Source organism: Fibrobacter sp., from assembly GCF_017545445.1.
Lineage (GTDB): Bacteria > Fibrobacterota > Fibrobacteria > Fibrobacterales > Fibrobacteraceae > Fibrobacter.
Window position 1 is genome coordinate 1 of sequence record NZ_JAFWOM010000038.1, and the last position, 15,685, is coordinate 15,685.

The 15,685-nt window shown below is 47.8% G+C and carries 10 protein-coding genes and 1 tRNA gene; 6 read left to right on the forward strand and 5 right to left on the reverse strand.

All coding sequences use genetic code 11. From position 1 onward, the window contains the following. The first annotated feature begins 118 nt into the window (after positions 1 to 118). From IKG78_RS04500 to IKG78_RS04515, 4 genes are all read left to right on the forward strand, one after another. A complete protein-coding gene (locus tag IKG78_RS04500) occupies positions 119 to 841 on the forward strand; it encodes a fibrobacter succinogenes major paralogous domain-containing protein (RefSeq protein WP_290939954.1) in 723 nt (240 codons plus the stop codon). A 404-nt stretch (positions 842 to 1,245) separates the two neighbouring features. Continuing rightward, positions 1,246 to 1,845 (forward strand): phosphoribosylglycinamide formyltransferase, encoded by a 600-nt coding sequence (gene purN, locus IKG78_RS04505; protein ID WP_290939957.1) that lies wholly within the window; start codon positions 1,246 to 1,248, stop codon positions 1,843 to 1,845. 81 nt (positions 1,846 to 1,926) lie between these two features. Next, positions 1,927 to 2,772, forward strand: a complete 846-nt coding sequence (locus tag IKG78_RS04510; protein ID WP_290939960.1) for a ribonuclease HII — start codon at positions 1,927 to 1,929, stop codon at positions 2,770 to 2,772. 155 nt (positions 2,773 to 2,927) lie between these two features. After that, the gene (locus tag IKG78_RS04515; RefSeq protein ID WP_290939964.1) at positions 2,928 to 3,293 is read left to right on the forward strand and encodes a GIY-YIG nuclease family protein; all 366 of its coding nucleotides are present in this window, start codon (positions 2,928 to 2,930) and stop codon (positions 3,291 to 3,293) included. A 199-nt stretch (positions 3,294 to 3,492) separates the two neighbouring features. On the opposite strand, the gene IKG78_RS04520 is transcribed toward IKG78_RS04515, so the two are convergent. Continuing rightward, positions 3,493 to 3,566 (reverse strand) — tRNA-Arg (locus tag IKG78_RS04520). Between the two features lie 250 nt (positions 3,567 to 3,816). On the opposite strand from IKG78_RS04520, the gene IKG78_RS04525 reads away from it, so the two are divergent. After that, positions 3,817 to 6,246, forward strand: coding sequence for a PBP1A family penicillin-binding protein (locus IKG78_RS04525; protein WP_290939967.1), 2,430 nt, complete (start codon positions 3,817 to 3,819; stop codon positions 6,244 to 6,246). A 315-nt stretch (positions 6,247 to 6,561) separates the two neighbouring features. Here the strand turns inward: IKG78_RS04525 and IKG78_RS04530 are convergent, their stop codons facing one another. Continuing rightward, positions 6,562 to 9,960 (reverse strand): MFS transporter, encoded by a 3,399-nt coding sequence (locus IKG78_RS04530; RefSeq protein ID WP_290939970.1) that lies wholly within the window; start codon positions 9,958 to 9,960, stop codon positions 6,562 to 6,564. A gap of 573 nt (positions 9,961 to 10,533) precedes the next feature. Beyond that, positions 10,534 to 12,219, reverse strand: a complete 1,686-nt coding sequence (locus tag IKG78_RS04535) for a sodium-dependent transporter (protein ID WP_290939973.1) — start codon at positions 12,217 to 12,219, stop codon at positions 10,534 to 10,536. Between the two features lie 285 nt (positions 12,220 to 12,504). On the opposite strand from IKG78_RS04535, the gene IKG78_RS04540 reads away from it, so the two are divergent. Beyond that, on the forward strand, positions 12,505 to 12,912 hold the full coding sequence (locus tag IKG78_RS04540) for a hypothetical protein (protein WP_290939976.1): 408 nt from the start codon (positions 12,505 to 12,507) through the stop codon (positions 12,910 to 12,912). A 78-nt stretch (positions 12,913 to 12,990) separates the two neighbouring features. Here IKG78_RS04540 and IKG78_RS04545 read toward each other — a convergent pair whose 3' ends face one another. Next, a complete protein-coding gene (locus tag IKG78_RS04545; protein ID WP_290939978.1) occupies positions 12,991 to 14,379 on the reverse strand; it encodes a GGDEF domain-containing protein in 1,389 nt (462 codons plus the stop codon). 170 nt (positions 14,380 to 14,549) lie between these two features. Further along, complete coding sequence (gene galE / locus IKG78_RS04550) at positions 14,550 to 15,566, reverse strand: UDP-glucose 4-epimerase GalE (protein WP_290939981.1); 1,017 nt, start codon at positions 15,564 to 15,566, stop codon at positions 14,550 to 14,552. Positions 15,567 to 15,685 lie beyond the last annotated feature (119 nt).

Consider the following 15,685-nt stretch of genomic DNA (forward strand, 5'->3'; position numbering starts at 1 on the left):
TGGCTGTAGGCTGTGTGTGGGGGGAGGGGCTACCTTGAAAGGCGGGTATATTCCAAAAGATTGTGTTTGCTTGTTTTTTGCTGAATAATTTGCTATTTTGTCCAAAAAGGAGATTTGTATGAAATTTATAAATTCAATTTTCTCGAAAGTAAGGGGCTCTGTATTTGCAATAACGTTTTGCATGCTGTGGGTGGCATGTGACGATTCGGTTTCTGCGGATGGAGAAAAATCTAATGCCAATTCGAGTTCGTTGAATGCTGGAAAGTGCGAATACGGAACATTGGTTGATGACGTGGATGGTCAAACTTATAAGACTGTGAAAATAGGCGACCAGGAGTGGATGGCTGAGAATTTGAGACGCAAAACAAACGATTATTGCTATGATGACGATGAAGAAAATTGTACAAAGTATGGTCGTCTCTACACTTGGTCTATAGCTCGAAGTGCATGCCCTAAGGGGTGGCATTTGCCGTCAGAGAAGGAGTTTGAAACATTGCTTGTTGCTGTAGGGGGGACGGAAAACTCCGCTAAAAAACTTAAGTCATCTAGCGGATGGGATAAAAATGGCAATGGTCAAGACTCTTTTTGCTTTTCTGCGTTGCCTGCTGGTAAAGTTTATCTTAACGAAACTTATGGCGGTCAGGTTGATCCTAATAAGCGTTTTTTGGAGATAGGAACATCAGCAACTTTTTGGAGTTCTACGGAGGACGGTCCTCATGATTATGTTTTTGATCGGCTTAGTAATGCAATGTCTTTTGATTTATATTCGGGATTAGACTTTGTGTCTTTCGGTAGCAATAGTAAACTTCATGGTCGTAGTGTCCGTTGCGTCAAGGATTGATATAGATAATACGAATATCCTGTTAAGTCTTATATTGCGCCATCTTTTTTCAAACTATTTACATCAATTGTGTTAGATTGAATTATCTTTAGGGTATGACAAAATTGATTTCTTACATGCTCCCCGGCGTTTTCCTCATCGCTGTAATTCTTTGCTGAAAGCGTACGTGATTCCTGTGCAGATGACCTTTGAAACGTGGTTTGTCTATTTCAATTTCTTTTTTTGGGTCGTTTGCATTGTGGTCCCCTGCGTCATCTATTACTTGCGCACCCCACCGGGAATTGATCATAAATAGTGATTAGTAAGCAGTGGTTAGTAAACAGGATCTCGATAAGAATATTCTATAGCATCCCCTAACCACTAATCACCAACCACTAAACACTGATTTAAACTATATTTGGCCCATGTTTAAAATAGGTGTCATGGCTTCCGGCGGTGGAAGCAACTTTAAAGCGATTATAGATCGTATCGGTGCTGGTGACCTCGATGCCCAGTGCAAGTTTTTGATTACGAACAATGCGGGCTGCGGAGCAGCGAGCCATGCCAAGGAATATGGAATTCCGGTTCATCACATTTCTGGTAAGACTCATCCAGATCAGGCTGCGTTCGAAGCTGCGATGCTTGAAGTTCTCGACAAGTATGATGTCGATTTGTTGATTTTGGCGGGTTATATGAAGGCGCTTCCGCTTTGTATGCTCAAGCGCATGCCGAATCGCATTTTGAATATCCATCCATCGCTGTTGCCGAAGTTTGGTGGCAAGGGCTTTTGGGGACATTACGTTCATGAAGCCGTGCTTGCCGCGCATGAAACGGAATCTGGCCCGACGGTACATCTCGTGAGCGAAGAAATTGACCGCGGTCGCATCTTGGCGCAGACGAAAGTTCCCGTGCTGCCTGATGACACGCCCGATACGCTTGCCGCCCGCGTCTTGGTGCAGGAACACGCGTTGTACTGGAAGACTATTCGCGACTACGCGGAGAAGGTGATAGGTAGTAAACAGTAAGCAGTGGTTAGTAAACAGGGCGGCTTCGCCGCGATTATAAATCCTAACCACTAACCACTAATCACTAACCACTGCGTAGCCATGAAATTCAAACTGCCCGCATTTTTGGAAAACATCGAATCCCCAGTAGAAGGGGAGGTGGCGCTGCGCAAGTTTGCTGCGAATCCGCTCGCGTTTGGCGGTGACTTGGATTTGTTTTCTGCGGGTGGTGAGGGAGCAGGTTCTGGAAGTGTTGCCGAAAATTCTGCGATTGTTGTAGGAATTGACGAAGTCGGGCGAGGGCCGCTTGCCGGGCCGGTTGTCGCTTGTGCTGCTGTGCTCAAGTCGCCCGATGCGCTCTTGACGCTGAACGATTCCAAAAAGCTTTCGCGACCGAAACGAGAAGCGATGTTTGAACAAGTGAAGGATGCATGTGCGTGCTATGCCATCGCCAGCGCGAGTGTTGAAGAAATCGACGAGATGAACATCCTTGAAGCGGACTTCTTAGCGATGCGCCGTGCTTTGCAAGCCCTTGGATTTCCCGGTCTGAACGAATCTGCACCCGAAATTCCCATCGAAGTCAAAGGCTCACTGAACGACGCCTTGAGCAGTTCCGTTGCATGTCATCCCGGCCTTGTGCCGGGATCACCTTTAGCATTAAACGCTAACATCCTCATCGCCGTCGATGGCAATTTGAAAATTCGTGGCGTTCCTGCTGAAAAGCAAATGCCTATCGTTAAAGGCGATGGTCGCATCGCAAGCATCTCTGCTGCATCGATTCTTGCCAAAGTCTTCCGTGACCGCTATATGGATAAATTAGAAGAACTTTATCCGGGATACGGTTTCGACAAGCATGCCGGTTACGGCACCAAGGCTCACCTCGACGCCATCCGTCGCCAAGGTTATACCCCCGCACACCGCAAAAGCTTCCATCCGAAGGGATTGTAGATTTTTTTGAGATGATGCGTATGGGAACCCTGGAAATAAATCTGGGGTGACATGCTGTTTTCTGTGTTGTTCGTTTTTTTCTGCATTTGTCCTCCCGGCCTTGTGCCGGGATCAACTTCTTGTTCTTGCGTTTGCTTTTTTATATGTTTCTTTTTATGAAACAGTATAATTACTACGTATATCTTCTAACGTCTTCTGAAAATTCTGTATTTTACGTAGGCGTTACAAACGACTTGATTCGTCGTGTAATAGAACATAAAATACATAGGAACGATGGTTTTACTAATTTGTATAATGTGACCAAGTTGGTGTATTTCGAAATATTTTCGAATGTTGAAGATGCTATAAAAAGAGAAAAACAGGTGAAACGCTATAAGCGTTTGTGGAAAGTTAATCTTGTAAATGGGATGAATGCGGAGTGGAAAGATTTGTCAGGGCAAATCGGAGTTACAAAAGAAATGCTTGAAAGTGCGAAGCTTTCGCTAGAGCAAGAAGCCGAATCCGTCTCGGTATCGGCTTAGGGCTGTGTAAGGCGATACCGTCCTGGAACGGAGTCCGGGATGACAGGCCGGTGTGACATAGGAAAGAGAACGTTCTTTTTTTGCTGTCATGCCGGCCATAGTGCCGGCATCGCCTTTTCAAGCTGCGTAAGGTGACCCCGGCACGGAGGCCGGGGTGACATTAACAAAAAAAGACCAATCCTTCGATTGGTCTTTTTTCTGCGGGTGCCAGGACTCGAACCTGGAGCCTTTTGGTTCGTAGCCAAACGCTCTATCCAGTTGGGCTACATCCGCGTTTTGTTGTCTTCTCTCGTTGACGGGTCCAAATATAGAATAATCGAGAATAATGTCAAGGGTAATTGATAAAAAAAGTGAAATTTTTTTTGTTTTGCTTTCTTTAGCGCGTTTTTAGCATGTAAATCCCTAAAAAAATATCCTATAGGTCTCGAAAAAGCGATTTCGGCACCTTTTTCTGAACACGTGTTTGAATAACTTTGGGCAATTATCTATTTTTGTCCCCAAACTTTTTTAAGTGTGTTTTAAAATGGATAAGTTCAAAGATTTCTTGAAAAAAATATCCCCGATCTTCTTAATGATAGGATCGTTCGTCAAAAAGTATGTTTCCATCATTTGGTTGAAAATTTGGAGCGTGCTGAAGATTGTCTTCGCGAACAGGGTTTTCCGCTGGCTCTTTATATTGATGATTCCTATTTTCATCATCATCATCGTGGTGGTGGCGGTCTTTATCCACTATTCGCCGGAGTTGCCGTCGCTCTCGCAGCTGGAGCAGATTAATCCGAAGCTCGTGACCAACATTTATGACAAGGATGGTCAGATTGCTCATGAATATTTCGTCGAGCGTCGCGAATGGACTTCGATTGACTCGATTCCGAAGAAGGCGATTCAGGCGGTGATGGCGACGGAAGACCGTGCTTTCTACAAGCATTGGGGCATGAACGTTTGGGCGATTCCGTCGGCGCTTATCGAAAGCATCCGGTCGGGCAACAAGCTCCGCGGTGCATCGACTTTGACGCAACAGCTTACGAAGCTCTTGTTCCTCACGCCGGAACGTACGCTTTCCCGTAAGATCAAGGAAATGATGACGGCTATCCGCATCGAGCAGACTTACACGAAGGAAGAAATTCTTGAGTTTTACATGAACGAAGTGTATCTTTCTGGCGGCAATTACGGTTTCCAGGCGGCGGCACGGTTCTACTTTGGCAAGCCGTTGGATAGCCTTGACGTTCCTGAATACGCCGTACTTGCTGGTATGTTGCAGCGTCCGGAACGTTATCGCCCGGACCGTAATCCGAAAACGTCCTTGAGCCGTCGCAACACGGTACTCTATGCCATGCGCGATGCTGGTTTCATTACGAATGATGAATACCACAAGTATATTGATATGCCGATCAAGGTTGCTGAAAAGGAAGAATCTACGGAAACAGAACCGGGGCTTTACTTCTATGAAGAAATCCGTAAGTACATGGAAAAGAAGTACGGGCAAAATTCTCTTTATGCCGACGGTGTTTCTGTCTATAGTACGATTGACCCGGAAATCCAGGCTTATCTCGATAGCGTAGCCCGTGTGCAGGTGGAGAAGGTGCGTCGCCGCATCAAGTACCGTACGACTCGCAGGCTCCAGCTCACGAAGAAGTACGATATGCCCGAAGATAGCGTAGTCGCTCACTTCGACAGCGTCTATACGCTCTTCAAGAAGCAGTACTTGGCTTCTGACACGGTTCGCAATAAGAAGGGTAATTTCACCCGTTATCCGGACAGTATCCGCTACCATCATGCCGAAGTGGCGGCTATCTTGATTGAAAATGAGACGGGCGCTATCCGTGCGATGGTGGGCGGCAGCGACTTTAACAAGTCCAAGTGGAACCGTGCCGTGCAGTCCTTGCGCCAGCCGGGTTCTTCGTTCAAGCCGATTGTTTATGCCACGGCGATGGATAACGGCGCGAGCCCCTGCGATTCCGTGAACGACCAGCCGGTGACGATTCCGGACCCTGACAGCAAGAACCCGAACAAGACCTGGCGTCCGGGCAACTTTGAACACGACTTCGAAGGCATGATGACGCTCCGCCGTGCGTTGTACAAGTCGAAAAACTTGCCTGCCATTTTAACGGGCATGAAGTACGGCCTCAGCAATGTGGTGAACTACGCTCGCAAGTTCGGTATCACGAAGGCTCCTTTGCAGGCGGTTCCGAGCTTGGCTTTGGGTTCTGTCGGCGCGACGCTCATGGAAATGACTTCGGCTTATACGGTGTTCCCGAACGGCGGCAACCGCATTGAACCGTACATGATTGAATCTATCGTCGATCGCAATGGTGAAATTGTCGAGAAGAATTCCAAGGTGGAACACGAAGTTCTGCGTCCGGCTTCTTCTTACTTGATGGTCGATATGCTCAAGGATGTGAACATTCGCGGTACGGCGGCTCGCGTCTGGAATTCCGGGTTCCGCCATCCGAGCGGAGGCAAGACGGGTACGACGAACGATTACACGGACTGCTGGTACATCGGCTTTACGAAGCAATACACGATGGGCGTTTGGGTGGGTTCCGACAATCCGGGCTCCATGGGTGCTGGTCACACGGGTACCGAAGACGCTCTCCCGATTTGGATGGCGACGATGACTCGCTTGCATAAGGATTTGCCGAAGCTTCCGTTCCCGGTTCCGCCAGGAGTCGTGAGCCGAGGCGTTTGCAACCACACGGGGCTTTTGGCGGGCGAGTTCTGCTCGGAGAAGTCTTACTGCCTTTACACTGCGGGGTATGGTCCGACCGAACGCTGCGATGGCAACCACTTCACGACTCAGACAAAGTCTGCGGATAACGCTACTTTGTTCAGCAACAAGGGCGTTTTGGAAAACAACCGCTACGAAGATCCTTTAGCGAATAAAAAGAAAAAGAAAGGCAAGAAGGGCAAGGAACCTGAACCGCAGCCCAAACGCAATGCGAGAAAGATGTTCTAGAGCCAAGAACCTTCGGCGACGAGTGGTGTAGATGCTCGTCGATTCGAGAGTTTTGTCGTAAGCACTCCTGAAGTCTAGACTATTGTAATATAATTTGTTTAAATAAAAAGCCAGCCATTGTCGGCGGGTTTTTTGCTTTGTTGCTAAGACTCTTTTGGGGGACGATCGTTTCGCGAATTTTTACCTTTGACGGATTCTTCCTTAATGACAAATTTAAAATCCGCCAATTACAACTTGCAACTATTCGCTTGCTGTTGGAGGTGGCTTCAGTAAAACTTGTTGATTGCGGTTCGCCGTTTGTCGCTAATTCGTTTGCTATTTCTTTCCGACAAGTTCCGTCGCAAGTTTCTTCATTCCGTTGAAATCCCACTTGCCGCTGCCGAGCTTCGGGATCGCTTCGACACAGAATACGGAACCCGGCTGCATGAGCGGCGGAATGCCCGACTTGCGGAGACTTCTCTGGATTTCTTCGGGGTCCAGGCTTGCGTCGCCTTTGACGAGGAGCACAATGCGTTCGCCCTTGACGGAATCCGGCACGGCGGTAATCGCGAATTCGTGTTCGCCCATGATGCCCGTTTCTGCAATACGCAGTTCCACGGCGGTTAAAGAAATCATTTCGCCGCCGAGCTTTGCGAAGCGGCTGTAGCGCCCGAGAATCTTGATGAATCCGTCTTCGGTGATGGTGCACTTGTCGCCCGTCTTGTACCAACGGCGTCCGTCAACTTCGAAAATGACTGCATCGGTTTTCGCTTCGTCGCGGAGGTAGCCCTTCATGACCTGCGGTCCCGTGATTGCGAGCATGCCTTCTTCGCCAGGCGCCAAGAATTCATTTGTTTCCGGGTCGATGATGGCCCCTGTAGAACCCGGAACGACCATACCGATACTCGAATGGTCGCAGCATTTTTCCATCGTCAAGAAGTCGTCCAAAAGCACGTTCGGGGCGTTCAGCGTGGCAAGCGGCGTGAGTTCCGTGCAGCCGTAACCTTCGTAAATGTCCTTGCCGAACTTGAGCTTGAACGTCTCGCGCATTTCGGGGCGGAGCTTTTCGGCGCCGGCAATCACGTAACGCAAAGAGTCAAGGCACATCGGGTGGACCCAGCGGTTAATGGCGATGGCGCGGAGGAACGTCGGAGTGCCCATGAGGATGGTCGCCTTGTATTCGGCGCATACGCGGGCAAGAGTCTTGATGTCGGTCGGGTCGGGGCAGAGCACCATCGGAACGCCGTCCAAAAGCGGCATCATGAACGTCATCGTAAAGCCGAACGAATGGAACAGCGGGAGGAGCGACGTCATCACGTCGGTACGGCAAAGCCTGATGATGTGGTCGCCTTGTTGTGCATTTGAAATCACGTTCTTGTGCGTGAGTTCCACTCCCTTCGGCGTGCCTTCGGAACCGGAACTGAACAAGATAACGGCATCGTCGTTTAGCTTAGCTGTAGTAAACCAAAGATCTCTCAAAAGTTTCTTGGGGAAGGCTAAGACGATGAACGATTCAAGCAGGCGGCAGAATGTGTGGATCTTCTGTTCTTCTTCGTCGATGTAGAACATCTGGCATTTTTCGGCGAGCTGCTTGAAGTCCGGGTTCTTGCCGCAGAGCTTGTCGAAGAACGCTCGGGTTGTAACGATTGTCGAAAGTTCGGCCTTGTCGATACAGCCGATAAGCGTATCGACGGGGGATGTGTAGTTCAGGTTGACTGTAGTCTTTCCGCAGCCGAGAATGGACATGATGCCAAGGGCCGCATCGCGGCTTGTGGGGAGCATAAAGCCCACGTTCTGGTCGTTCTTGGTGAGCGACTTGATCTTTTTGCCGAAGTGGTGGCAGAGGCGGATCATCTCGTAACCGTTTACGTGGCGACCGGCGGGGTCAATCAAAATCGGGCGGGAGCGTCGCTTGCGCATCGCACGGTACCAAAGCGGGATGATGCTTGCGGAATGGTCCATTGCCATGTTCCAGATGTCGGTACTCAGATTCTGCAAGTCTTTGCGGATGACATCTTCGGGCGTGGAGGCGGGCATGGCCTTGCCGAAGCCCACGCTGATGACCCGGTTAAAATACTGCGGACGGTTCACGCATTCGGAGGCGTGGCTGTAACGGCTGCCCCAGAGACCTTGGATGTAGAACGGGACCAGCTGAGCTCCAGTGCCTTCGATGGCCTTGCTGTAGTCGAGCGAGAACTTCGATACGAACGGACTTTTGGAAACTTCGCCTTCGGGGAATATGACGACGGCTTCGCCTTTCAAAAGCGCTTCGCGGATTTTTTCCATGGCTTCGCTTGGGTCGCGACGATTGATGTTGATGACCGACTTGCCGTGCGAGAACCAACGCAAGTACCAGTCTGCAAAAGTGTTCCGGTTGCTTGCAGTGAGGAGCGGGCGAGGGCTTGCCATCTGGAGAACGGCCCAGTCGATGAAGCTAAAGTGCGGACCTACTAAAAGGAGCGGTCCTGATTCGGGTATGTTCTGTACACCGTGTACTTTGACTTTGTAACGGAAAACGAAGGCGAACGCGAATCGTAGCCCTGCCCGTAGGAGTGTCATCGGCGTATGCTTGAGCGTGAACACGAATGTGAGGGCGAGGATGAGAGCTAGAAAGAACAACTGCTTGTGGAGGCTCAGTTCAGTCATGAGGAAGAGGATGACCTGGAAACCGAGCAGCACAAATAGGAATGACATCTGGATCATGAACGATACGGCGTGGATGCGGCCCGATGTGTCGGGGCGTGTGACATTCTGGATGACCGTGCGTAGGATGACGAATGCGGAACCGGCCCAGAACGCGATGAATGCGTAGAGGCAAGCGAGAACGTACTGGTTGTTGATGAACGGCGTTACGAACATCGTAATCGACGAGGCTATGGCTGCGATGGGGATAATGCCTGTCTCGACAAAGTTCTTCGATGATTTAGCCGCACTGATGGCGCCGATGATGTAGGCGATTCCCGTAAAGATGAACGTCCACTGGAATAGTGTCGTGCTTTGCGTACCGGTCATGTTCTGCGAAATCATGATGATGAACTGCGTCACGCCCCAGAATGCCGCAATTCCAAGCATGGAAAGCCTGAGCATCGGGTTCGACCATGTAGAAGAAAAATTGCGCATGGGGGAGCGGAGCTTCACGAACTTGCTTTGCTTGTCGATGCGGATGCAGAATGACGAAATGGCGGCGATGAGGCCGACTCCCGAAAGAATGAAGGGGAGCATCGAATAGCTGATGTTCGAGGAATCTTCTGGGCTGTAGTTGTATGTAATCGCAGAAATGACCGTAATGGCTAGTGCCATGAAAATCAGGTGCGACGCGTTGATTTTTACAAGGTCGTTCCCGTCCGAGATTTCCTTCATGATGCCAATTTTTGCGGGATTGAAAATAGCAAGGAAAATGCCGTACAGGAACAGCAAAGCGAATGCGCCAAGGCCTAGCTTATCGCCGAAGAAAAACGCAATCAGCAAAACGGAGATTGCCATGCCGGCAGAAGTCCAGCCCATGACTTTGCTCTTGGGAAAACGCCCGGCGAAGTAGCTTGCGACATGCATCATGATGATGCTCGGCGAGAACATCGCGAACTGGAGGAGTAAGCTCAGCCAGAAAAAGCGGGTTCCTTCTGAATTAAATGTTATCCAGCGTTGAAAGTGGATGAACAAACCCAACTGCATGAATGAACTGAAAAAAACGGAAATGTAGTAGGGAATCTCACCAGGGTGAATTTTGCGTTTCATAAAACCTGTAATCTAGTCAATTTTTCTTTAGCGAAAGCTTTTCTCTAAAGTTGTAAAAATTGTCCTTTTGAAATAAAAAGTTATTAAAAAGTTGGGGTAAATATAGCAAATTTAGAGGCGGCGTTTAATGGCTAAAAAAATGTTAAAGCTTTGTGGTGGGTTGATTTTTTTTGAAAAAAAATGTCAATTATGGTAGAAAATGCAAAAAAATGATACCAAAGGTCAAAAAATAAATGATTTGGTATCATGTTTTCTTGATAAACTAATTGATTTTGTGGTTAAATTGAAGATTTGCGTATGGTCTTGTGTTACTAAAAAAGCAAAAAAACTGATTTTGGTAACATTCGTTTGCCGCGATTATTGAAATTGTGTTGTACAAAGTAAAAATAATGATACCAAATGCACGTAAAAAACGTTTTTGGTATCAAAAATTGGCAAAAAAGCGTATTTCAGGCTTCAAAACTACTTTTTCTTAAACACTTTGTAAAAACAGAATGCGCAAAGCCCTGTAATCGCTCCCCAGGAGCAAATCATGAAAATGAGTCCGCCTGTTGTGAATTCGGCTTCCATTTTTTAGCCCTCCATATTTTCGTCAGAGTTTCCGATTTCCATCTTCTTGATTTTTTTGCTGCGGCCTTTTTCTGCCGGACCGCCCTTGCGCCAAGCATAGGCGATGGCGAGGTTCAACAAAATAAACAGCACCAGCAAAAATCCACGGAACGCCCACGTGAATCCGATTTTCGAGAAGGTGTGGCCGAGAAGCTCGACGGTTGCGTTCGGATCGACATTGCTGAGCGTAATGAACGGGAGACCGTCTGTGAGAGTAAACGAAACCAGAAGCACAATCAAGTAAATCGGGCAGACGTACATAATGACCGGGCGGAGGAATCGTGGCAGTTTGAGTTGCGAACCGTCGTTCATGGCGGCGAATGCTTCGTTTTCGTCCGGTTCGATATTCACTTGGGCAGGGAGGTCTCCATTAGCTTTCGCTTCCTTGGCCTTGCGGCGGCCAAGCACAAAACTAAAGAGAATCGCTTGGATCATGCCCACGAACACAATGAGGTACGTGCCGCCCCAGAAGTCGAGCTCGTCAACGGTGCCGGCAGCAAGTCCGAAGATTGCGGTGAGGCTACCGATAAACGTAATCGTGCTGACCGTCGTGACGGATTTTTTTCGTGTAAACTTGAGGTCGTCTTCGCAGAAGCTGATAAGCGGCTGGATGATGGAAATGGCGCTTGTGATGCCCGCAAAGAAGAGCATGGTGAACCAAACCGTTTGCAGAAAACCTCCTAGCGGGAGCGTTCCGAAAACGTAAGGCATCGTCTGGAATCCAAGTCCGAACGTACCGAGCTTTGCACATTCTTCGATGTTTGCACCTGCGATAAGCACTGCCATCGGAATGACGACCGTGCCGCCGATAATCACTTCGGCAAATCCGTTGGTGGCGCTAGCCGTGAGCGAAGAAAGCACGAGGTCTTCTTTCGGTTTCAGATAACTTGCATAGCAGAAGATAATCGCCATGCCAAGGCTCATCGTGAAGAACACCTGGCCTGCGGCCGCCATCCATATTTTCGGGCTTGCCAGTTGCGAAATGTCCGGATTCCACATAAACGCAAGCCCTTTGCCGATGCCGGGAAGCGTGAGCACGCGTACCACGAGCACGAGCCCCAAAATCAAAAGAATCGGCATGCAAATTTTGTTCGCACGTTCAATGCCCTTGCGCACACCGAACGAAAGCACAATCATGTTTGCGACAAACGTTATAATGAAGAAAATTATCGCGACCGGGATGCCGCCGACGCAAGTTTTCAGCATAATGTAATTGCCAAAGAACTCCGTCATTTTTTCGGGGCCTTGAGCGACAACGTCCATCAAGGTTCCTGTCGCCGAGTAGAACGCAAACGCTAGAATCCACGACTGGATGAATCCGTAATAGAAGATGATGAAAATCGGGGGGAGGAGGCCGAGCGAACCGAGGTATTTCGCCCAGGGCTTTTTTTTGCGGAAAATGACGTGGTATGTGCTTGGGGAGGTGCCGTAGTTATGGTAGCCCGCGTAGCGGCCTAGTGTCCATTCAATCCATGCAAGTGGGATGCCTAGGAATACAAACGCAATGAGGTAGGGGATGATGAATGCTCCGCCGCCGTTTGTTGCCGCTTGCACAGGAAATCGGAGAAAGTTGCCAAGTCCAACGGCAGAACCCGCGACTGCGAGAATGACACCGAGTTTGGACCCCCAGTTTTCACGTTTGTTTGCCATGTTCATTAATCCTAGAATAAAGGTGAACCGATGCTTTTGGACATCAAAGTAAATTTAACTAATTCTCCAAAAATAGCAACTTCCATGAATTATTTGACGTTAAAATTCAATGCTAGCAATCAAGAACAGTTGCTGTTGTAAATAATTTTTTGTGTAATTTTTTTGTGCGAAAAAAAACTTAATTTGACAAAACTAGACATTGTTACAAAGAAATTGTTTCTAAAAATTTATTGCAAACAGAAAAATAATTTGTTATCTTTAGGTTAAAGTTTTTGGAGACTTAATATGAATAAAAAAATACTTTTGGTCGTTTCTCTTGCGGCTTTGCTTTTCACCGGTTGCTCTAACTACAAGCGTAGGGCATATACCGAGATTCCTCTTGCTGAAGGCGAAGAAACTGCAACGGTGAGCGAATTCTGTGCTTTTGAAGATTTCCCGCAGGATGTTCCTTTCAAGGTCCTTGGTGTGGTTCAGAAGAAAAAGGGCGTTTATGGTGCAACAACTTCTCTGAGACCTGCAATTATGGATCTTGTAAGGGCTAAGGGCGGAAACGCCATTGGTAACTTCCATGAAAACCAGCGCTTGGGCTTGTGGCCGTGGAATGCTGTTCGTCCGGTGGCGAGCGGCGATGCTATGATTATTTTGAATCCGCGCGGCAAGTCTTGTGCTGAAATGGGCGGCTTCGCTCTTTAATTCATAGAGCTTGTAATGAAAAAAATCCTGTGTTCTTAGAATACAGGATTTTTTATTTTCTGTTCCGTTTACTATAGATTATCTGCTGTTTCCTTTGATTTCCATTTTCTTTTGATACATGCTTTCGTCGGCTCGCTTGAAAACATCGCTAACGTTGTCGCCTTTGCTGTATTCGGACATGCCGTAAGCGGCTGAGTATTGTTCCCATGGTTTGCGAGAAGTGTTGCTTTTCGTTTTTTGGAATGTCGATTCCATAATTTTTAGCAGTTTGTCTCTGTTCTTGTAATCGTTGTTTTGCAACAGCACCACAAATTCATCACCGCCGATTCTGAAAACCGGAGATTGCTTATAAATGTTGCAGAAAATATGGCAAGAACCTAAAATGTATTTGTCTCCGCATTCATGGCCGAATGTGTCGTTGACGTACTTGAGGTTGTTCACATCGATCATCACGATGGCGAATTTGGCCTCTCCTTGGTCAATTTGTTCTTGCAAGTTTTCTTTCATTTTGTCGTATGCGACTTTGCTGTTGACGTGGGTCAGAGCGTCTTTGAAGGCGAGTTCTGTCATGTCTTCGGCTTGTTCCTGTGCGGCACGGGCCTGCTCTTCTGCGGTCAAAATCCCTTGGACGTAAGTACGCATGTCCTTGGACATCTGGGTGATGGCCCTTGATAGCGATTCGACTTCATTGTGCGTATGGATATCAGGTTCATCGAAGATAAGCTCGTCAGGACTCTTTTTGCCGCGGCTCCTTTCTGCAAAATGCCGTGCGCTTTTTTCTAGGGCGAGAATCGGACCCGTGACATTACGCCGTAACCAGATAAACAAAATAAGCCCAAATAGCACGCCGAGGCCGAGCGTTAGAATTACGTTGAAGATAACATAATTGTTGACAGTCTTGTGGAGTTCAGCGATGGAAATGTCTGCGCAGAGGATGCCGAAATGTACTCCGAGAGAGGTAACTAATGGCTTACAGGCGGTGTAGGCAGCCCCCCAGTCGGAATCTTCTTCGAAAAACGTTATTTCGTCTTTTTTCTGGGCATTGGCGTATTTTTGGATTTCTTCAGGGCCGTAAGCGTCGGTCAGCCCTAAAAGGGGAATGTCTTCTTCGCCGCGTTCCCGTTCAGCCTTGCTCGTGCCTGAACAGATGTTGTGCATGGTGTCGTTTTTCACAAAGAGCGAGTAAAGGTAGAACAGCTCAAAGTCATCGACCATGTAGTTGAGCAACTGCTGTACGTTGTTGTATTTTTCGGTTTTTTGCCCTGTGATTGTATTCTGATACAGGTCGTCCAAGTCCATGCGGTTGGTCGCGTAATTCAAGATATTGATAAGCTTGTCGTCGTAACGTTTATAAAGCGACTGCGAATAGGTGAGATATGCTTGAATCGAAAGCAAGAAACACATGAATGCGATAAAGACCGCACTACCAAGAATAAGACTTCTATGTATGGTTCTCTTGTGAGTCATTTAAATTCTCCTTCAAAAGAAAAATAAATCAATGTGCATAAAAAGGAATTTTGAAATGTTAAAAAATACATGTTTTATAGGTTAAAAATGAAAAAAGCTCGCTTCATCAACGAAGACGGGCTTTTTCTTTGAAAAGTCGAATTGCTATGTGAACTGCAATTTTTTTTTGACTAACCTTTGTATCCCTTCGGGTTGTTCTTTTGCCAATTCCAGGAATCACGGCACATTTCTTCGATGCCGTATTGGGCTTTCCAGCCGAGTTCGTCAAATGCTTTCTGCGGATTACAGTAGCAAGTGGCGATGTCGCCTGCACGGCGCGGCTTGATGCTGTACGGAATCTTGACTCCATTTACTTTTTCAAATGCTTTTACGACATCGAGTACGGAATAGCCGTGGCCTGTGCCTAGGTTGTAAATAGCGAGTCCGCATTTACGTTCGATAGCTTGGAGTGCTGCTACGTGACCTGCGGCGAGGTCGCATACATGGATGTAATCGCGAACGCCAGTGCCGTCTGGGGTATCGTAGTCGTTGCCGAATACGCCGAGTTCTTTGCGGATCCCGACTGCAGTTTGCGTAATGTATGGCATTAAGTTGTTTGGAATTCCGTTCGGGTCTTCGCCAATGCGACCGCTAGGGTGTGCGCCAATCGGGTTGAAATAGCGGAGCAGCACGACATTCCATTCCGGGTCCGCCTTCTGCACGTCGATCAGCACTTCTTCGAGCATGGATTTTGTTTTTCCGTAAGGATTTGTGCATTGCCCCTTGGGACATTCTTCGGTGATTGGAATGATGGCCGGATTGCCATAGACGGTTGCGGACGAACTGAATATGAAGTTCTTGCAGCCGTGTTTACGCATGGCGTTTAATAGCACGAACGTGGCATTCATGTTGTTTTCGTAGTATTCAAGCGGCTTTGCGACGGATTCGCCAACGGCTTTGAGGCCTGCGAAGTGGATGCATGCGTCGAATTTATTTTCGCTAAAGACTTTTTCCATTGCGGCTGCGTCACGGACGTCGGCGTTTACAAACGGAATAGGCGAGCCTACGAGTTCTGCTACACGGCGAAGGGATTCGCTGCTGGAGTTGACGAGGTTATCGACAACGACGACTGAATGCCCCGCTTTGTAAAGCTCGATAATAGTATGGCTCCCGATATAACCTGCGCCACCCATGACTGCAATTTTCATTTTTTCTCCAATGATAAAAGTTCGATGTGCAATATAGAAATAAAGTGCAACTAAAAAAAGAAAAAGGTGGTCCAATAATGTGAACCAGCCTTTTCTAATCTTAGTTTTTTGTGTTCAGC